The sequence below is a fragment of the Soehngenia sp. genome, assembly GCF_055108775.1.
Genome location: NZ_JBSQIL010000032.1, coordinates 1 through 20,414, shown reverse-complemented (window position 1 = coordinate 20,414; position 20,414 = coordinate 1). Strand labels below are relative to the sequence as shown.

The 20,414-nt window shown below is 31.6% G+C and carries 23 protein-coding genes; all 23 read left to right on the top strand.

All coding sequences use genetic code 11. From position 1 onward, the window contains the following. Positions 1-132: 132 nt before the first annotated feature. The 23 genes from ACTB1H_RS05585 to ACTB1H_RS05475 all read left to right on the top strand — a co-directional run bounded on the left by ACTB1H_RS05585 (position 133) and on the right by ACTB1H_RS05475 (position 19,927). Complete coding sequence (locus tag ACTB1H_RS05585; RefSeq protein WP_463261847.1) at positions 133-315, top strand: hypothetical protein; 183 nt, start codon at positions 133-135, stop codon at positions 313-315. Between the two features lie 384 nt (positions 316-699). Continuing rightward, on the top strand, positions 700-972 hold the full coding sequence (locus ACTB1H_RS05580; RefSeq protein ID WP_463261846.1) for a hypothetical protein: 273 nt from the start codon (positions 700-702) through the stop codon (positions 970-972). A 313-nt stretch (positions 973-1,285) separates the two neighbouring features. Next, positions 1,286-2,581, top strand: a complete 1,296-nt coding sequence (locus tag ACTB1H_RS05575; protein WP_463261845.1) for a DUF262 domain-containing protein — start codon at positions 1,286-1,288, stop codon at positions 2,579-2,581. A gap of 6 nt (positions 2,582-2,587) precedes the next feature. Next, complete coding sequence (locus tag ACTB1H_RS05570) at positions 2,588-4,387, top strand: DUF262 domain-containing protein (RefSeq protein ID WP_463261844.1); 1,800 nt, start codon at positions 2,588-2,590, stop codon at positions 4,385-4,387. A 100-nt stretch (positions 4,388-4,487) separates the two neighbouring features. Then, positions 4,488-5,105 (top strand): class I SAM-dependent methyltransferase, encoded by a 618-nt coding sequence (locus ACTB1H_RS05565; RefSeq protein ID WP_463261843.1) that lies wholly within the window; start codon positions 4,488-4,490, stop codon positions 5,103-5,105. A 704-nt stretch (positions 5,106-5,809) separates the two neighbouring features. Beyond that, the gene (locus ACTB1H_RS05560; RefSeq protein WP_463261842.1) at positions 5,810-6,403 is read left to right on the top strand and encodes a hypothetical protein; all 594 of its coding nucleotides are present in this window, start codon (positions 5,810-5,812) and stop codon (positions 6,401-6,403) included. Between the two features lie 279 nt (positions 6,404-6,682). Further along, positions 6,683-6,901 (top strand): GmrSD restriction endonuclease domain-containing protein, encoded by a 219-nt coding sequence (locus ACTB1H_RS05555; protein WP_463261841.1) that lies wholly within the window; start codon positions 6,683-6,685, stop codon positions 6,899-6,901. 13 nt (positions 6,902-6,914) lie between these two features. Then, positions 6,915-7,493 carry an HNH endonuclease family protein gene (locus ACTB1H_RS05550; RefSeq protein ID WP_463261840.1) on the top strand — a complete coding sequence of 193 codons (579 nt, stop codon included), beginning with the start codon at positions 6,915-6,917 and terminating at the stop codon, positions 7,491-7,493. 13 nt (positions 7,494-7,506) lie between these two features. After that, positions 7,507-8,211, top strand: a complete 705-nt coding sequence (locus ACTB1H_RS05545) for a hypothetical protein (RefSeq protein WP_463261839.1) — start codon at positions 7,507-7,509, stop codon at positions 8,209-8,211. Between the two features lie 73 nt (positions 8,212-8,284). After that, positions 8,285-8,419: a hypothetical protein gene (locus ACTB1H_RS05540; protein ID WP_463261838.1), complete on the top strand. Its 135-nt coding sequence runs from the start codon at positions 8,285-8,287 to the stop codon at positions 8,417-8,419. Between the two features lie 698 nt (positions 8,420-9,117). After that, the gene (locus ACTB1H_RS05535) at positions 9,118-9,801 is read left to right on the top strand and encodes a helix-turn-helix domain-containing protein (protein WP_463261837.1); all 684 of its coding nucleotides are present in this window, start codon (positions 9,118-9,120) and stop codon (positions 9,799-9,801) included. Between the two features lie 263 nt (positions 9,802-10,064). Further along, complete coding sequence (locus tag ACTB1H_RS05530; RefSeq protein ID WP_463261836.1) at positions 10,065-10,484, top strand: hypothetical protein; 420 nt, start codon at positions 10,065-10,067, stop codon at positions 10,482-10,484. A gap of 590 nt (positions 10,485-11,074) precedes the next feature. After that, positions 11,075-11,377, top strand: a complete 303-nt coding sequence (locus tag ACTB1H_RS05525; protein ID WP_463261835.1) for a hypothetical protein — start codon at positions 11,075-11,077, stop codon at positions 11,375-11,377. Between the two features lie 59 nt (positions 11,378-11,436). Beyond that, on the top strand, positions 11,437-13,278 hold the full coding sequence (locus ACTB1H_RS05520; protein WP_463261849.1) for a heavy metal translocating P-type ATPase: 1,842 nt from the start codon (positions 11,437-11,439) through the stop codon (positions 13,276-13,278). 96 nt (positions 13,279-13,374) lie between these two features. Next, positions 13,375-13,608, top strand: coding sequence for a heavy-metal-associated domain-containing protein (locus tag ACTB1H_RS05515; protein ID WP_463261834.1), 234 nt, complete (start codon positions 13,375-13,377; stop codon positions 13,606-13,608). Positions 13,609-13,706: 98 nt separating this feature from the next. Beyond that, positions 13,707-14,402: a Crp/Fnr family transcriptional regulator gene (locus ACTB1H_RS05510; protein WP_463261833.1), complete on the top strand. Its 696-nt coding sequence runs from the start codon at positions 13,707-13,709 to the stop codon at positions 14,400-14,402. Positions 14,403-14,965: 563 nt separating this feature from the next. Next, the gene (locus ACTB1H_RS05505) at positions 14,966-15,208 is read left to right on the top strand and encodes a hypothetical protein (RefSeq protein WP_463261832.1); all 243 of its coding nucleotides are present in this window, start codon (positions 14,966-14,968) and stop codon (positions 15,206-15,208) included. 367 nt (positions 15,209-15,575) lie between these two features. Then, positions 15,576-17,048 (top strand): DUF1538 domain-containing protein, encoded by a 1,473-nt coding sequence (locus tag ACTB1H_RS05500; RefSeq protein WP_463261848.1) that lies wholly within the window; start codon positions 15,576-15,578, stop codon positions 17,046-17,048. Between the two features lie 8 nt (positions 17,049-17,056). After that, positions 17,057-17,725: a P-II family nitrogen regulator gene (locus ACTB1H_RS05495; protein WP_463261831.1), complete on the top strand. Its 669-nt coding sequence runs from the start codon at positions 17,057-17,059 to the stop codon at positions 17,723-17,725. Positions 17,726-18,022: 297 nt separating this feature from the next. Then, positions 18,023-18,457: a MarR family winged helix-turn-helix transcriptional regulator gene (locus tag ACTB1H_RS05490; protein ID WP_463261830.1), complete on the top strand. Its 435-nt coding sequence runs from the start codon at positions 18,023-18,025 to the stop codon at positions 18,455-18,457. Between the two features lie 48 nt (positions 18,458-18,505). Then, the gene (locus tag ACTB1H_RS05485) at positions 18,506-18,967 is read left to right on the top strand and encodes a peroxiredoxin family protein (protein ID WP_463261829.1); all 462 of its coding nucleotides are present in this window, start codon (positions 18,506-18,508) and stop codon (positions 18,965-18,967) included. A 144-nt stretch (positions 18,968-19,111) separates the two neighbouring features. Next, positions 19,112-19,531: an arsenate reductase ArsC gene (locus ACTB1H_RS05480; protein ID WP_463261828.1), complete on the top strand. Its 420-nt coding sequence runs from the start codon at positions 19,112-19,114 to the stop codon at positions 19,529-19,531. A 75-nt stretch (positions 19,532-19,606) separates the two neighbouring features. Next, positions 19,607-19,927 (top strand): putative heavy metal-binding protein, encoded by a 321-nt coding sequence (locus ACTB1H_RS05475; protein WP_463261827.1) that lies wholly within the window; start codon positions 19,607-19,609, stop codon positions 19,925-19,927. Positions 19,928-20,414 lie beyond the last annotated feature (487 nt).

Genomic DNA, 20,414 nt, shown 5'->3' with positions numbered 1-20,414 from the left:
ATTGACCTGGTAGAAACTAAAAAAAGTACCAATAATTAATTCTAACAATCATACATTTTGAGATTCTAAAAAACATGCATTTTGGGATTGACATTTACAATTACTGTGCAAACTTTACTGGAGGTATGCTTTATGAAGAAATATTTTGCAATTCAACTGCTTTTGCTTTTGATTTTAACAGGATTAATAGTTTCAAACTTTTTAAATATTTTCACCTATGAAGATACAAGATATATTTTTTATGCCATTATTCTACTTAATGGTCTAGGTGCATTTTTTATACTCTATTATAAGCAAAAGAATACTAAAAATTAGAATAGCATCAATAAGAGGGTTTAATTAGTATTTCCCAAGAAGAGATCAATTGAATCTCTTTTTTTATACCTCAAATTAAGAGTATACAATTATTCTATACTAAGGTACAATATTGTACATTTTTATTTTCCTTTATTTGTACATCTTAATTGTATCACTTACATGATGAGCAATTAGTAAGGCTACTTATTGAAAAAGTTACAGTTCACGATGACAGCATTTATGTAAATTAAAGTCAGGCATTAGTATAGGAATTGAAAATTAAAAAATGTTAGTAGGATATAACACCTTGCTGAAATGCATGGTATTTTTCGTATTTATGTTGATGAGAAAATACGAATTAGTGGTATAATTTGTATAAAATAAATAGCGGGGGTGTAAATGGTGAATAAGAGCGTTACCTTTACATCTGATGCAGATGTTTATGAGGAGTTTTGCATCGCATTGAATTTAACGAATGAAACACAGGAAGCTGCAATAGAAAGCTGTATGCGCTGGTATATTGCAAAAACCTTTGAAAAAGCATCACAAGACTACAACTTAAAAACAATAACAAAACAAAATAAAGATACTAACAAGGATTTTTACGGAAATCAAATCAACGAATTCCAGTATGGGCAGTTAAACCGAATCAATATAATCATAATATCATCCTAACTTATTTTATGCCAGCCGCCACTACAGGCCGTGCTACCATAGATGCAATGAAACGCTTATGCAGTGATGAAAACAACCCAGAACCGTACGTGCCGACTTTTAAGAATAATTATTCGCAGAAGAAGTTGGATGATCTTAAGGACAGCGGCAAAGTATTTGAGGATAAGGTGAAACGGTAACAATATAGCATGAGGTTGAAGAACAAAGATTACATTACATTATCAGGTAAATATGATTTTATATGGCAAGAAATAAACAAGGATTGTAAATATTACGTAATCGAGATTTGAAGTAGTTAGGGGGAATATGAAAAATGGCTCTACTTCAAGATGAATTAAAAATTAAAAAGATTCATGAATTACTTAAAATGAAATTAACTTTACCTTCATATCAACGTCCGTATAGTTGGAGTGTGAAGTCTACTAATACCCTTTTTCTTGATACTTATCGTGCATATCAAGAAGGGATACCAGAATATAGAATTGGCTCAGTAATTTTACATAAAGAAAATGGAAAATACAATATTGTCGATGGACAACAGCGACTGACAACTCTTTCGATTCTTCTATACTGCTTAGGGGATGAGAAATTGGGCTTATTACAAGAAAAATACAATCACCTATCTAATGATGCAATAGTAACTAATTTTGAAATTTTATCTAAGCGGACAAATGAACTTTCGGCAGATGATCGAAAGAAATACAAAGAATATATACTTAAAAATTGTAGTGCAGTTCAAATTGTTACAGACAGTGAGCAAGAGGCCTTTCAGTTCTTTGATTCACAAAATTCACGTGGAAGAGAGTTAGATCCGCATGATCTATTAAAGTCATATCATTTACGCGAGATGGATGATGAAGCGGAATATCAAAAGATAAGGATTATCAACCAATGGGAAAATGTTAATCAGGATGATTTAAATGACTTATTTAAAATATATCTTTATCCTTTGACGCAATGGTATAAAGGAAAGAAAGGTTTGGGTTATTCGTCTAGTAAAATCGATGTATTCAAAGGGATTAAAACTATAAATGTATTTAATTATGCCATTTATCATAAAGCAAGTAACCTTTTCGTAGAACAATTTAATGCAAATGGAAGTAGTGAACTACTTGCATATAAAGCATTGAATCAATTTCAATTAACACAGCCACTTATTGCAGGGAAGCGATTTTTTAATTACACTCTTCATTATAAAAACCTGCTTGAGCAAGTACAACAATTAATACATAAAGTTCACACGGATGAACAAATTCCGAGTAGACGTGCTGGTAACATTTATATTAAACAGTTATATGAATGTGCATTATTGTTTTTTGCTGATCGATTTGGTATTGAAAACCTATCAAAAGTTGTTATGCAACAACTATATACATGGAGTTATTCTTTACGCCTAGTTATGGATGCTGTTTATCCACAGACAATTAATAAGTATGCACGAGGAGAACATGAACGGGTAAACCATGGATTAAGTTTGTTTTCAGAAATTAGTGAAATGAATAACACAGAAGAACTAAAACTTATTGTTTTGGAGCAACCAAAAATTGTAAATAAAAATATAGAGAAATACAAAGATGTATATGATTTACTTTGTAAATGGAATAGGTAGTAGGGGATGGATAAAAACTTAAAAATCATATCGGTATATAGTATTTTTACTGATATTCGTTATGTAATTCCGATTTATCAACGTAACTATGCTTGGGGTATAATGGAAATTGAACAGCTGATAGAAGATATTGATAGTTTAATTAATGACTCTAATAAAAACTACTTTCTTGGAAATCTAATTGTTAATCAAACTGATAATAATGTTTATGAAGTAATAGATGGCCAACAAAGATTGACGACATTATTTCTATTAGAAAATTATCTAGGCATGACTATTGCGAAGGATGCATTGAGATTTGAAGCGAGAGAAAAATCAAACCATACCCTTGACATGTTAACTAAGTACAACAATCGTGAATTAGTGGAAGAATTAGTCTCTGTTGAAATATTGAAGGGATATCAAATCATTGATACTTATTTTAAAACGAATAATATAGACAAAAACGAATTAATTAAAAAACTAGAAAAGGTTTTTCTTGTCCGTGTACAGGTTCCACAAGGTATAGATTTAAATCATTATTTTGAAATCATGAATACTCGTGGTGAGCAACTTGAACTTCATGAAATTGCAAAAGCAAAGTTTTTAGCAGTATTGGATACAGAACACGATAAAAAAACTGCAGCATTGATCTGGAATAATTGCTCTAACATGGACTCATATATTCAAATGAATTTTGATCCTAAGATTAGGGAGGCACTTTTTACAAATGATTGGACTAGTATCAAGGATAATATCGTAGATTTCGATTCAATTAGTGAATGTGTTCCGAAAGATGATGAAGACAGAAATTCAGCTCCTTTAATTGAAATTCTAAAAAATAAAAAACTCATTAATAATGGGGGAAGTAATGATGAAGTTGAGAATGAACGTTTTGAATCAATTATTTCATTCCCCAACTTTTTACTACAGGTAAATGCTGTAATTAATAAGTTGGGAGAGGAAGATTCAACACTTGATGATAAACATTTCTTAAATAATTTATCGTGGGCTTGGAATGATGCGGGTAGAGCAAAGAACTTTTTATATCATATGCTAAAATGCCGTGTATTGTTTGATAAATATATTTTGAAACGTGAATATGCTAGAGATTATAGAGATACTGGGAAATGGTCGCTTCAACGTTTAGAGAAATATAGTGATGTGAAAAAACCTAAATATGAAAAATCTAAATATGAAAAACCTAAATATGTAGGTACTTTCGGCGATGAAAATAGTCAGAATAAACTAACAAGAACACTGCAATCTTGCTTGCGTATAACTTACACTTCACCTAAGACGATGCATTGGATTTCGCTTGTTTTAACGAGGCTAATAGAAAATGAATTATGTGACATCATTGAAATCCTTGAAGATTACTGCAAAACAAAAGTTATCGAATCGAGGTTTGAGGATTCTAGAGGATTTGGCTTTGAAAGAATAGTATTTACTTACCTTGATTATCTTTTATATAAAAATGGGTATTCTTATTTAGGAAAAGAAATTGTTCCTCCAATGCCTAGTGACTGGCAATTTCAATTTAGAAACTCCATTGAACACTTTCAACCACAAAATCCAGTTGAAGGTTTAAGTTGGAAATCGGATGACCTTGATGGTTTTGGTAACCTTGCATTAATTACAGTATCTGGAAACTCAAAGTTTTCTAATTTGCCACCGGAAGGGAAAATTAGCTCTTACCCAAGTATTATCGAGCAAAGTTTGAAACTAAAGATTATGAAAGAATTAGTTAACCTCGATAATGGAAAATGGACCGAAGAAAAAGCAAGCAAACATAAAGAAGAAATGTTTAAAATTTTGAATGGTTAATATGTATGTGCTCAGTAGAAGTGTCACAACCCGAATCTTAAAAACAAGAGACGAAGAAATAATAAATATAATATTAAATGATCAATGGGGGTTGTAATCCATGGCTAAAAATAGTAGATCTCTTTTTAATTCAATAGCACCAATCTATGGTTTGTTTTACGAGAAGCAGAAAAATCGTTATAGGGGAATTATCGACAAAGCTTCAGACGAATTGGACTTGTCTACATTTTATAATGTTCTCGATGTAGGGTGTGGAACAGGCGCCCTATGTTCTGTTCTCAATGAAAAGGGTTTAATGGTTACAGGTGTTGATGCAGCAGATAAGATGTTAAATATTGCAAAAAGGCAACCTGAAAATAAATTAATAACTTTTATTCAAGCAAATGTACTTGAACAGCTTCCTTTTGAAGATAAATTGTTTGATATTTCGATAGCTTCATATGTAGCTCATGGATTACAAAAAAATGAAAGAAAACAATTGTATGCTGAAATGAGCCGGGTTACCAAAAACAAAGTAATCATCTATGACTACAATCAAAGACGTGCGTTGCTGACAACGATTATCGAATGGCTTGAACGAGGTGATTACTTTCAGTTTATAAAGGAAGCTGAACATGAGATGATAAATTGTGTTTTCGAAATGAAGGAGTGTTTTTCAGAAGTTAAGGTAGTTGATGTTGATTATAAAGCTGCTTGGTATATTTGCACGCCAGCCTAGATTCGTAATTACTTGAAGTAGATGTATTTCATTTATGGGAATATAAATGGAGAAGAATCATGAGCAAAGTCTATTATATCAGTACTCATCAAAAAGGAACACTTAACTTTCGATGAACGAGAAGAATTAGAAGCAGTCGAAAATTAAAATGAGGGAAAGTAATATTAATGGATACTCTAAAACGCAAAAGGAAGTACAATGACAATTAGATCAATATGAAAAAAGGATTGGAATTAAGCGTTTTCTCACTATGTTTTAGTTGATAACCTTAGACAATGGGAGCGAATTTTTGAATCATTACAAAAAGGATTTTAGATAAACAAGAATTTATAAATCAATATCCGCGAAAAATATTGAATGGAAAAAGAGTAATTTAAGTAGTTGAATAAGAATTAAAAAAGAGATAATAGTAAAAAGAAAAAATCCTCTTCTAAAGGAGAAAAACAATATATTTTTACAGAGATAAAAATTGTTTTAGTTTAGTTTGCATTTAGCAATCTGGATTTAAATTGCACATAAATATTGCACATAAATAATGGTCAAGATAAATTACTGGATATAACAGTTTATGCGTCTTTAAACATTCATTAATCTTATTTGTAAGGTTGGAGGCGTTACAGAATTTAAAATATTACTATTAAAAAAATGATCAATAAGATTTCAAGTTATGTTATAAAAATACTTAAAATTGAGAGGTGAAAACTATGCATAGAAAATTAGCAATTATCTTAGTATTAACATGTCTACTTCTTTTAGCGATTTTTTATATAAGACCCTATAACAGCGTTGAATTTAATGCAGCAACTATATACTACCAAAGCTATTCGCAATTGTATAGAAGTATTAGTCAATATGTTGGGATGCTTGAAGATTACAGTAACACTAAAGAAGAAATATATCTTGAACAAGCATTAATAAAGTTGGAAAAAATCATAGATAATCTAACAATTTTTAAATTAACTAATCAAATTAATTTTAGGGACGCATTTTTAAATGAAAAGGTAATAAAACCTGATATTTTTTCAATAGAAAATCTTGAACACTTTGAGTCGAATTATCTTTATTCATTTGATGTACTTAAACTTTATCTTGATGATAAGGGACTGGAAAAATCCTCATTCCAAGATTTCGTACATTATAATCAACTAATTCTAAATGGACTTATAGCTAAAGAAGTTGGTTACAACCCAGAAAAAAAAGAATTTATAATAGATTTAGATGAAAGTCAAAAACAGATGTTTGAGGAAGGTTTAATTGGATTGCGAGAAATAGTTAGAGAAGTAATCACTGCAAATTAATTACCAATAAAGCAGTCTAAAATAGTTATAGATTAAAGTTTAATAGTTAAACAGACAGGCTGACTTGGATCAATGATCTGAGTCGGCTTTTTTAAGTTAACTCAGGTTTACATTGATAAATATTTAGAAATATCTTATAATTTAAAATAATACAATATGTACATATTCAAGTAGCCTCGATTAAATATTCGAGTACATATTTAAGACTTTTGATGTATATCATAGATATTTCGCAATTATACTTTGTGATTTATTTAAATCAAAAATTGGGGTGGTTAAATGAAAAGAATTGAGAATTATAAGTATAGTATTTATGAAGCGTTTATGGAGTGTTTTTACATAGTCCCAGACTATCAAAGAGAGTATGTATGGACTGAGAAAGAAGTTTATCAACTCCTTGAAGATATTAACAGCGAAATGGAAGGATCTGAAAACGAATATTTTATTGGAACAGTCCTCGTATCTCCAACAGACACAAAGAACCATAACTACGGATAGAGATCAACAAATATTGAAGTATAATAATTTCTTAAAGACAAGATTCTTAAGTAGCATAGAATCAAAAGAGAATGAAATGACTAATGCATTGAAGCGATACACATTAAATTCAATGCAAAAGTATCGAACAAGATATATACTTGCAAAAATCACTCAGTATGTAGACATGGCATATAAGGGAATTAAACAGCCTGGATCGATATCTGAGTATACCTCTTTAGAGATAGAACACATTTTACCAAACACACCAAGTCCAGAATTACTTTCCGAATTTATATCAAACAACCCTGGATTGAATTATGATGATTACAAAATTAAACTAGGAAATCTTACAATGCTTGAGAAACCTATTAATATTGTAGCTAGCAATGACTTTTTTAGTGTGAAAAGTGAAGAATACAAGAAAAGTAAATGCTATTTGACAAGTAGTATTGTTCAATTAAACTCTGTAGGCAATAACTCATCAATTAATAGAATCAATTCTAAGCTTAAATCATTCACTGAATGGACAGCTGCATCAATCGATGAGAGGCAGGAAATTCTATTAAATCTGTCAAAGGATATTTGGAGGGTACAAGAATACAGCGATTAGGGGGTTGTTAAATATGAGTAATGACATTTCAACAAATGTTGTAGCGCATAAAGTGCTCGAAGAATTAAAAAATAGAGGGTTTGATCATTTTACTCTTAGACCTTGGAACCTATATAAACCAGAAAATACCTTGTGGTGGGTGGTACCATCAAAGGATTGGCCTTCCTATAAGTATGGGAAGATTGCAATATATAAACCTAAAAATTCTGATTCATTAAGAGTAGGTTTTCATTTGGAGAAGGGAATATCATCTAAAGCTGCTCAAATCCTCACACCAAGAACTGCAGAGAAACTTTGTATTAAATCTGATTGGGTTTGGCATACTTTTGTAGATGATATAAAGAATGGGAAATTTGAAGAAGTACTTACTGAAATTTCGAAAACAGTGAATGCTCCCATAAAACTGTTTATACAAGCTTCTGCTATTAAAGACAAGGAATCTTCTGTTGAGAGCTTCGAAGGATTAGAATTAAGAAATATTATTGAGTTTAACTATGATGGTGTAAGCCTTAAATGTATTAAAGAAAATGTGAAAGGCGAGTTAAGGGCTTATACAAATATTGAGAAGGTAGGAGAATTCACTAACATATTTGAAGCCAAAGATATGGAATGGTTTTGGATTGATTTTTATGCAGTAATTGAAGTCCGCAGCTCTGATTGGAATCAAATTGAAACTATTGTGCCCACATTTATAAATAGTTATCAGAAAATATTTTAGCATCTTCAAGAATTTAATAATCAGATAGGAGTTTTTTACATTAAAGTATGGCATCCAGAAAGAGGTGATATCTATGCAGCTAATTGACATTTTTCAATTGAAAGGACTTAGTAACAAAAGTATTAAAGCTATTAGACATACGACTAATAGAAAGGAGATTAAAGCTTTAGTTGACTCAGGAACATTTGAGTTGTATCAATCATACTAAAAAACAGATGTATTTAAAGATGCTGAATTTATCGTTTCATTTAGAGCAGCGGAAGGTAGAAAAGAAATATTAAAAGGTACATATAAAGTCAATCAAGTGAAAATTGTTAATAATTTACCAGAACCGCTTCGACCAATAATCGGATTATAAATTTGGTGGATTGGAGGATACTTCTACTATCAACTTATTAGAGATTATTCTCTAGCAGATTTAGAATAGAGGTAGGTCAATGATAGAGGATGATCTAAAGTATCGTGATGTCAGAAAAACTCGATAAAGAAATTATTGAAATATTACCGAAAGGATATGCAAAATCATTTTTAGGATATGAAAAAGTACTCCTTGATTTTAGTTAGTTAGAAAGGATTGCTCAGCATCCCGATGTGAACAAGCAGTGGAAAATGATGCTATCAAATGTGTATGGCGAGGCGAGTGGTAAAATTAAATGAAACACAATTAAATAAATAATGTTTATGATAGGGAAATTAGTCGGAAAAGTATGTAGGTTGTGTAGGTTGAGTTGCCAAGTTAGACATCAGAGGGTTGAGTTAGTGTATTAGTTGTCAAGAGATTGTGGATGTAAGATAGATGTCAGATAGCCAAATGTGTCTAATACCAAAAATACAACATTTCTCGCTTTGTGTCGTGTTTAAAAATGCTTCCAGATAGTATTCTAACATAGAAAGGAGGTAACCCATATGGATCAAGTCAAGATAGGTTCTTTCCTTAAGGAACTCCGAAAAGAGAGGAATCTGACACAGGAGGATTTGGCTGAACAGCTCAATGTTTCCAGTAGAACAATATCTCGATGGGAGACCGGAAGCAATATGCCAGATATCGGTATGCTGGTAGAGATAGCTGATTTTTATGATGTGAGCATACCTGAAATCATTAATGGAGAAAGGAAAAGTGAAAATATGAATCATGAAACAAGAGATACTGCCGTCTCTATGGCAGAATACAGTCGAAATGAAGTAAAGAACGGAAAACAAAAAGTAATCGGCATTTTGATGTCAGCTTTTGGTATATTCACTATTGTGTCAGCACTGTCTATACTTCCAAGCGATAGCAGTTGGGGAAGTATTTATTCTATTTTGGGAAGTATTTTTTTAGTTATAGGTATATACCTCATTATTTGGACTGCGGGGGTTAAACGAAGTTTACGTATACTGACTGTTTTCGGGAGCATCGTTTTATTATTTGGATCTTTTATGATATCCGATTATATTGCGGTCACGCTGTTCAATCAGGTACCAAGATTTCGGCATGAGACAATTTATGATTCACGGAATCCTGATCAGTTAGTGCATAAAACATTATTTTTCACGGCGATTCAAGAAAATCCAGGAACAAAGGATGAACAAGTTTATATTGTAAAATAAATTTGGAGAAGCATACTCTTACCTAAGAATGCATAATGGCGCTCCTTCACTGCCATCATCGGCGTTAAGGGAGCCTTGCTTTATGCTTCGATTTCGATTGTGATGCCGGACTAAATGCCACGGTGAAGTTGTAGCACTGCTTGATCGATCCTTTCACAAGAGACTTTAAGGCGACGATTGACAAAAAAGCGACTGTGGAGGTTGTATTTACAACTAGAAAATTACCATTTGATTGATAATGTTAAAAAACAGGAGATGATTCTATGACTTATGAAGAATACGAAAAATTATGCAAATTACAACAAGCCAAAAACTATGAATATCTCGATATATTCGAAAAAGATTTAATGGATTCTGGTTTAAGTCAAAAGACAATAAAAAAACATCTAAATAATGTAAATTTTTACATTAACACATATCTTTTGAGAGAAGAACCTTTGGAGATGGCGGCAGGATGTAGTGACATGATAGATATATTTTTAGGATATTTTTTTATACGAAAGTGTATGTGGTCGACACCAAGCACCATAAAAACAACCGCAGCAAGTATTAAGAAATTTTATAAGTGTATGAACGAGCATGGATATATTTCTAAAGATAGATATGAGGATTTATGTGATGTCATTAAAGTGAATATGGAAATTTGGCAGGATGACTGTGAAACATTCAATAATTACTACTAAAATGAACAATAGATTAATATAAGTATGAAATTTTGTCCTTGATGATGTTGGTAGGATAGATAATATACGAGAACTAATGTAGAATGCTGTGGAACCAACTTGGGGAAAGGTTCTCAGATTTGTATTTTTTACCCTTTGAAGTCATTATGGTCAAATGAAAAACAAAATTAGACCCCTAAGTTTGTAAGACTAAATTAGACTGTTTTTGAAAAAGTGATCTAATTTACTTATATAATTTACTAATTAAGCATTCAAATATATCTATAAAAAAACCTTAGATGGAGGCCACTGAAAAATACATAAAAGAAATCGATAAGTACTTCATCTTAAGAATCTTTAACCGCGATTGAGTGTAGTGGGTAATAATATTTTAGCTGGCTGACTTGGATCAATGATCTGAGTCGGTTTTTTATTTAAAGCTGTATTTGAAAGATTGCTTGATTAAGGGCTGAGAATATTGAAGAGAAATTAATTGATAATGGCCACATATTTATTTCAAATTTTGATGTATATCAATGTTTTATTATTTATTTATTGATAATATTAAGGTACAACAAAAGTCAAATAAAAATTTGGAAGGAGCATGTGTGATGAATAAAAATGAAAATTTTACAAAAGCAAAGGAAAAATATTTTAAAAAATTAGAACAATTAATCCCAATTGTGGATCGAGTTCATGGAGGTAATCATCCTGAATTTCATGAGGTGCGAAAAGTATTCAATATAATTCTCAAAAAAATAAATGAATCAGAAGCTGAAAAGTCTAATCTTGATGATGAGTTCAATAAATTGTCTGAAATCACTCATAACTACGAGGTTCCAGGAGATGTTTGTGAAAGCTATGAAGCAGTATACAACATGCTATCAAAAGTTAATAAGGCCTATTGGAATTAGAATGTATTTATGTCAAGGTGATTTCTATGAGTGAAGTGAGGTGAGTAGGTTTGCAAAAAATGATATTAAGTAGAAAAAACCACATAACACTTATGAGTTTGATTTTAATTGTTACTGCATTCATAAGCAAATTAGGCTTTGGAAACACTGAAATTTTCCTGTGGGCATTGGTCATTGCGTCTGTCATAGGAGTAGCTCCAATAGCCATACAAGCATATCAGGCGCTTAGGGTTAAAGTTGTCAGCATTGATGTTCTGGTAACCATTGCAGTAGTGGGGGCCTTTCTAGTAAGAAACTTTGAAGAATCAGCCATTGTGACATTCCTGTTTTTGTTTGGAGCATATCTTGAACAAAGAACATTGAATAAAACTAGATCTGCCATCAAGGAATTAACGGAAATGGCTCCGGAAAGTGCTTTAAAGCAGATGGATAACGGAGAGTTTGAAATGGTTGAAGTGGAGGAAGTTGATGTAGGGGATATCTTGCTTGTTAAAACCGGTGCAAAAGTACCTGTTGATGGTACTGTCGTACTTGGAGAGGGACATATTAATGAAGCGAGTATAACGGGAGAGTCCCTGCCAGTTACTAAAAAGAAGGATTCCAAGGTGTTTGCTGGGACTATATTGGAAAATGGAACCCTTCAAATTATTGCAGACCGAGTTGGAGAAGATACGACATTTGGAAAGATTATTGAACTGGTGGAAGAGGCGCAGGATTCTAAATCAGAAGCTGAACGATTTATTGATAGGTTCTCAAAATATTATACACCAGCAGTGTTAGTTCTATCCTTCATAGTATGGTTGGTTTCAAGAGACATCGAACTGGCAATTACTATACTTGTACTAGGATGTCCTGGAGCGTTGGTGATAGGTGTTCCGGTATCTAATGTAGCAGGTATTGGAAATGGTGCAAAACATGGAGTGCTTTTAAAGGGTAGTGAAGTTATTCGTGATTTTAGCAGAGTAGATACTATTGTATTCGATAAGACTGGGACACTTACAATAGGCAATCCAAAAGTTGTTGATCATATAATATACTCTGGCAGCAGTGATGAGGTACTAAGTTACCTATCAAGCGTTGAAAAGGAATCAGATCACCCTTTAGCCAATGCTGTCGTTGAATACATCGGTGATACAAAAACTCATTTAATAGAGAAAACGGATGTCATAAAAGGTGGTGGTATAGTAGCCAAAATAGGTGGTCACAGAATGGTGGTTGGAAATGTAGCTTTGATGGAAAAGGAGAATGTAACTTTAAATAAAAAAGTTCGTGAAGACATCTCCAAGATGCAGTCAGCAGGAAACTCATTGGTTCTTGCTTCAATGGATGGAGAATTAAAGGTTTTGATGGGGATTCGTGACCCAATCCGTCCGGGTGTCAAGAAAGATTTGCAAAAGCTTAAAAAGCTAGGAGTTAAAAACCTAGTTGTGCTTTCAGGAGATAATCAAGAAACGGTTGATTTAGTTGCGAAAGAGATTGGACTTACTGAAGCTCATGGGCACATGCTTCCCAATGACAAGCAGGATTATATCAAAGAGCTTCAAGCCAAAGGACAAATAGTAGCATTTGTAGGAGATGGTGTTAATGACAGCCCATCTCTGGCATTGGCGCAGATTGGAATTGCTATGGGAAGTGGGACAGATGTAGCTATTGAAACATCTGATGTGGTTTTAATTAATTCAGATTTTGGACGCTTACCACATGCTTTGGGTTTGGCAAAGGCCACTGTCAACAATATGCATCAAAACATAATGATTGCGATAGGAGTGGTATTGATTCTACTTGTAAGCGTGTTTTTTAGTGAATGGATGAACATGGCCATCGGAATGTTGGTACACGAAGCGAGTATACTTGTTGTTATCCTAAATGGCATGAGATTATTAGGCTATAAATTAAGGTGATAACTAGTAAGCAGTTGAATGATTTTGATAGAAATCAATGTAAAATAAATTTGATAAGGCGTATAATATAAATGAAGATAGGAATGGAGGATTAATATGAAAAAAGCAACAATTAAATTGGAAACTTTGACATGCCCATCGTGTATGCAAAAGATAGAAAATGGCATTAAGTCCATAGATGGTGTGGATATTCCTAGTATAAATGTGCTATTCAATTCAAGCAAAGTGATATTTAACTTCGATGAGAATAAAGCATCAATAGAGGATGCAGAAAATGTTGTTGCCAAGTTAGGTTATGAAGTAAAAAAATCTCAAGTCAAAGATATCTAATAATAATTTTTAAAGGGATCTAATTAAATGATCAAAACATCAATTTTGAGAATTGCCTTAAAGGAATTAATATTTTAAAGTGATCTGAGGTGAAAAATATGTCCCAATGTAACCATACTCATGGATTATGTGTCAATAAAGTGCCAATATTCTCAGAACTTAGCAATGAAAAATTATTGGAAATCAATAGCCTAGTTCAAAAAAAAGAGTATAAAAGCGGTGAAATCATCTATCATGAGGGCGATCCTAGTGAATATTTGTATATAATTGAATCAGGTTTAGTCAAACTATTTAAAATTGGAAAGAATGGTAATGAGTATATATTGAGGTTATTGAAATCAGGTCAGTTTTTTGGAGAACTGGTACTGTTCAAAGATGATGTTCTAAATAGTAGTGCAGAGGCAATTGTAGATTGTAGCATATGTATCATTCATAAGAATGATTTGGAGCAGTTGATAAAAAATTCTGCAGAAATTTCATATAGCATATTAGCTGCAGTCACTAACCGGCTTAACCAAGCTGAAATTCAACTGCAGTCCATTGTATTGGAAGATGCCATGGAAAAAACACTAAGGTTGTTGTTGGAGCTGGCAAAAGAGGATGGTATAAAAAATGAGGAAGGAATATTGATTGATCTACCACTAAGTCGAGCTGGTTTGGCAAGTTTAATTGGGATTAGTAATGAAACTCTGAGTCGCAAACTATCAGAGCTTCAAGAAGAGGGAACTTTGCTTATTAAAGGGCAAAAGCAAATTTTATTAAAAATTCCTTTAAGAGATGATCAACTTAAGTAATAGCCGGTTTAGTTAAAATCAGCTATTCACAACAATAAAGGATCATTTATCCAAATGATTTGTTATGATTTATAAAAGAGATAGCAATGTTTATAAAAATATGGAAAGGATATTGATGAAATTTAATGGAAAGAAAAGACTGGTGAGAGCATCTAATTTAAGCATGTAAGTGCGATATTTAGGGGAGTAAAACTAGCATGAGTTCCCATAGATGAAAAAGTATCAATAGCCTCAAAAGTTTGTAATGTTAAATTAGACCCCTAAATTTGTAAGACTAAATTAGACTGTTTTTGAAAAAAGGCTCTAATTAATATGAAGAAATTGCTTGGTATTATAGAAATATTACTGGGTAAATACAAAAAAAGATTAATGTCGCATACATACTATCATTGGATAACAGTTTGGATGTGAGTTAAGAATATATAGACAAATAAGCTGAATTATTAATATTTGAAATAAAAGATTATTATATAATACCTCAAGGGTTAAAAATGAAAAATATATTTCATAAAAAAATATTAGGATAATTAGCTCAATAATATTATTTATGGTTTAGTGCTACAGTGGTCGAAATAAATAACGATACTTCTATGCTAGTTAAGGCAAATGAAAATGATCCTATTATAAAAAGTAGTGACTTACTGCTCGTTCCTCTGGATGTAAAATTCTCAGAAGCTAGTATAAGTGAACATGATTTGGATATAGGAATTGAAGTAAAAGTTTATTATGATGGTATTGTTAAAGAAAGTTACCCAGCGCAAATAAATAAAGTGTACCTAATTCTTTCTAAACAAAACGTAGAATAAAAAAGTATTTATATTTTTAGTTAATGTTCAAATGAAAAGTAAATTAGACCTTTGCAAGTTTAAATTATAAATTATTACATTATATGATTATAGATTAACTATATTAATATTATTTGAAAAAATATTTTTTGAATTGTTTTTCAACAATTAATACTATCTTATTCCATTTAGAAACACTATTTTTAAATATGTTCACAAAAACGAATCTAATCTAATCGCAAGTCAAAAAACATCGTCACACTAGAAAAGTTATAAAAAGATTACTAAATAATGATAATGGTACAAAATTAAAATGAAATTTATTAGTTAAACGATGTTTACATCATAAAAGTATAATATGCATAAAGAAAGGATGACCGTTTTGAATGTGATTGTATCAAAATTTAGAGAAGTATTGTTTTCGGTCCTACCAATTACAATATTAGTACTAATTCTTAATTTTACTATATCCCCCGTTGGCACAACATTAATCATTAAATTTCTTATTGGTTCTTTATTTGTTGTATTGGGGTTGACTATTTTTTTGATAGGAGTAGATATTGGTATTACTCCGCTTGGAGGGTTAACAGGGACATCGCTTGCTAAATCAAATAAACTATGGGTTGTGTTGATTGCAGGATTAATACTTGGATTTTTTATATCAATAGCTGAGCCTGGTTTATTGGTTCTTGTTAATCAGGTCAATCTAGTTACATCAGGGCAAATATCGGGGAACAGTATACTTATTACTGTTTCAATAGGGTTAGCAATAATGCTATCACTAGGCTTTTTAAGAATTTTCTACAATGTACCTTTATATAAAGTACTTTTTGCTTTATATTTGATTATTTTTGGATTAGCAATTTTTACTTCACGTGAATTCTTGGCAATATCTTTTGATGCATCGGGATCAACAACAGGAATACTAGCAGTACCTTTTATTTTGTCCTTATCAGTGGGTATATCAAAGTTAAAAAAGGATAGCAAGGCATCAGAAAAAGACAGTTTCGGATTGGTTGCTATCGCGTCAACAGGTGCAATTATTTCAGTATTACTCTTAGGTATATTTTCAGATACAAATGAGTTCTCTGCTGGGCTTGATCCAGGAGTTTCTGAATCAAATTCGATCATTAAATCATTTATAGATATAATCCCAAATCACCTAATAGAAAGTCTTATGGCAATCTTACCATTACTGATAATATTATTAGTTTTGCAGAAAATATCGTTTAAATTAAAGAAAAAAGAACTTCGAAAAATACTTACGGGTTTTGCATTTACATTTACGGGTCTGGTTATATTTCTAATAGGCGTGAATGCAGGTTTTATGGATGTAGGAACAAGCATTGGTAATAATTTGGCTTTATTGGATAATAAAGCATATATAATAATTATTGGTTTTGTTCTTGGGCTCGTAACAATTTTAGCAGAACCAGCTGTTTATGTTTTAACTAACCAGATTGAAGATGTAACAAGTGGTTACGTAAAGAGAAAAGCAGTTTTAATCCCGCTAGCAATTGGAGTTGGATTAGCTGTTGCTTTATCTGTTATACGTGTATTAGTTCCTGGGATACAGTTATGGCATTACTTACTACCAGGATACATCATATGTCTGTCAATGATGTTTTTTATACCAAAGCTCTTTGTAGGGATTGCATTTGATGCCGGTGGCGTTGCTACTGGTCCTATGACTGCAACCTTTATTTTAGCATTCATACAAGGAGCAGCACATGCTTTTGAAGGAGCGGACTTAATGATTGATGGCTTTGGAATGATTGCAATGGTTGCCATGACGCCAATTATCACCTTAGAGGCGTTGGGGTTAGTATTTGCTATAAAATCAAAAAACAAAAGGAGTTGAAAAGAGGGATGACTAATTATAACAGCATGCCAATCTTTGAAATAATATATGTAGTTGTCAATTATGGAATGGGAAGCAGGATATTACACAAGGCAAAAGAATGTGGCATTTCTGGTGGGACTATTTTTCTAGGAAAGGGAACTATAAATAATCCTCTTTTAAATTTCCTATCCTTATATGATGAAAGAAAGGAAATAGTTTTATTGGGGACAGATAGCCATACTGCAGACCATGCTTTAGTTGAACTAAACAAAGAATTTCAGTTTGAAAAACCAAATCATGGTATAGTTTTTACAATAAGTGCTTCTGAAATTATAGGATCTAGGTGTTATAAGTCTAAAGAAAAAATAGAAGGAAGAGGTGTTAGTAAAGTAATGTACCAAAACATTATTACCATTGTCAATAGAGGTAAAGCTGAGGAAGTAATTGAAGCAGCGAAAGCTGCTGGTTCAAAGGGTGGAACAATAGTTAATGCAAGGGGATCGGGAGTAAATGAAACGAGTAAAATATTTAATATGGATATAGAACCTGAAAAAGAAATAGTTATTATCTTATCAAAAGAGGATATCACTGATGCTATTGTAACGTCAATAAGAGAAAAACTCGAAATTGATAAACCAGGCAATGGGATCATTTTTGTGCAAAATATAAATAAAGCATATGGTGTTTATGAGTAATAGATTTTTGATATGAGATAATACATTTGTGACAAGATAAATAAAAAAAGAAGGACATTTGATATATTATAGTCTTTAGCAGGTGTGGTGTTGTAGAAACAAAAGCGTTATTCAGAGATAATTTTTCAGAGATTTATGTATATATGTTTGAATTCTCTAAAAATAACATAAACACTATAAAACATTTATTGACTATTGATTAAAAACAATGTATTATTATATTACAATCAATTGAATAAAATTAAATTTTACAAAATCAAATTTTATAAAATTAATCATATTTTAGAAAGGGACTATATGGATAAATACGATCAAATAAAATTAGAAAATCAAATCTGCTTTCCTTTGTATGCTCTATCAAGAGAAATAATCAAACTCTATAAACCAATACTTGATAAATACAATCTAACTTATACTCAATACATAACTATGCTAGTTATATGGGAGAAAGAGAAAATTGGATTTAAAGACTTGGGCAGACTCCTACATTTAGATTCAGGTACATTAACTCCTGTATTGAAGAAATTAGGGGCTATGGAGCTTATACATAAATATAGGAGCAAAGAAGACGATAGAATTGTAATTGTTGAGGTCACTGAGAAAGGGAGTCGTCTAAAGGAAGATATACTTCATGTACCTGAAGAAATTTATTGTAAATTGAATATCGAAACTGAAAAATTGTTTACTTTAAAAAAGCAACTTGATGAAATGCTTACTCAAATTAGCGAATAAACAATTTTCAACATATTTATATTATAAAAACTAAGGAGATGAGATTAATTGGCAAGTGTAGAAGTAAATAAAAAAGCACCTGATTTTGAAACAAAAGATTATCTAGGAAATAAAATAAGATTATCTGATTTTAAAGGGAAAAACAATGTACTGATTGTATTGAACAGAGGTTTTGTATGACCGTTTTGCAGAAAGCATATGATGCAGTTGCATCAAGACTATGATAAATTTGTAAAAAAGGATACTGTGATATTAGTTATCGGACCTGAAAATTCTGAAAAATTTAAAGAGTATTGGGAAGAAAACAATTTAGAGTTTTATGGAATACCTGATGAAAGCCACTCTATATTAAAGATGTACGGCCAAGAAGTAAACTTATTTAAACTGGGAAGGATGCCAGCGCAGATGCTAGTAGATAAAGAAGGAATACTAAGGTATGTACATTTTGGGCATTCAATGAAAGACATACCAGAAAACAGCGAGATACTAGAGATTATTGAAAGATTATAAGTGATTTTGTGCTAATTTTTAGATATACTAAATATGCATAAAATCTAGCTCAATTGGGTAACAATATTTATGATAAGACTTGAAATATAGAAATCAGGGTAATTGAATGAGATGAAAAGTACAATTGATATAGGAGGTATCCTAATGGAAAATGGAAAATTGAAAGTCGCATTTATATGTACGCATAATTCATGTAGAAGTCAAATCGCAGAAGCTTTAGGCAAACACTTTGCCTCAGATGTTTTTGAGAGCTTTTCTGCAGGAACAGAAACAAAGCCTCAAATCAATCAAGATGCAGTAAGACTTATGAAAGAGATATATGGCATTGACATGGAGAAAGATCAATATTCTAAGTTGATAACTGAATTGCCAGAAATTGATATTGTAATCAAGATGGGCTGTAATGTAGTATGTCCTTTTGTACCTTCAAAATATGAAGAAGATTGGGGATTAGATGATCCTACAGGAAAAAGTGATGAAGAATTTAAAAAAGTCATATTCAAAATTGAAGAGAATGTGAAAGAATTGAAGAAAAAAATAGAGTCAGAGGAATTAGCGATTTAAATTTATTAACAGAAAAAAGTAAAAAATATGCTATACTATTAATAGAAGCTAATTTAATAGATAAGAAGGGATATCATGGTTATAACAACAACTCCAACCTTAGATGGGAAAAAGATTTTAGAGTATAAAGGCATAGTTTTCGGAGAAGTCATTTCAGGAGTAGCTTTCATTAAAGATTTTGCAGCTGGGTTGTCCAACTTCTTTGGAGGAAGATCTAAATCTTATGAAGGAGAGCTTATGGAGGCTAGAGAAGCAGCTCTAAGAGAGATGGCAGAAAGGGCAAAAAATATGGGAGCAAATGCTGTCGTAGGAGTAGATATTGACTATGAAGTGCTAGGCGAAAGCGGTAATATGATAATGGTAACAGCTTCTGGCACAGCTGTAGTAGCAGAATGATACAAAAGAGAAGATAATGGCTTAGACTATATCTTCTCTTTTTTTATCATCTAATTTCGTATTTCTTAGGTTTTATAAAGGCACATAAAATTGCGACTAAAATACCAGGCAAGATCCATACAAAACCAGGGAGGAAATCATTAGCAATATCCATTATTAAATCCGTTCTTGCAATAGTATTTAGGAATAATTTACTACTAGCTTCACTTAGATTGTCTATACTGCTATAAACTAATGTTAAACCACATATTTCTATTAGACCAGTTTTTTTGTCATTGAAAATCGTTCTTTTTTAGTTTCTTAACCCTTTTTGAATTTAGAAACCTGCAAAGTTTATTTATTTTACTGTAAACATTGCCAATATTTGATAATTTAGCAAATACACATAAGGTCAAATGTAAAACTAAATTAGACCTTTGTAAAGTTAAATTAGACCCTTACTAGAAATCAGTAAAATAGACAAATTAAAATAGTTTAATTCAACAAA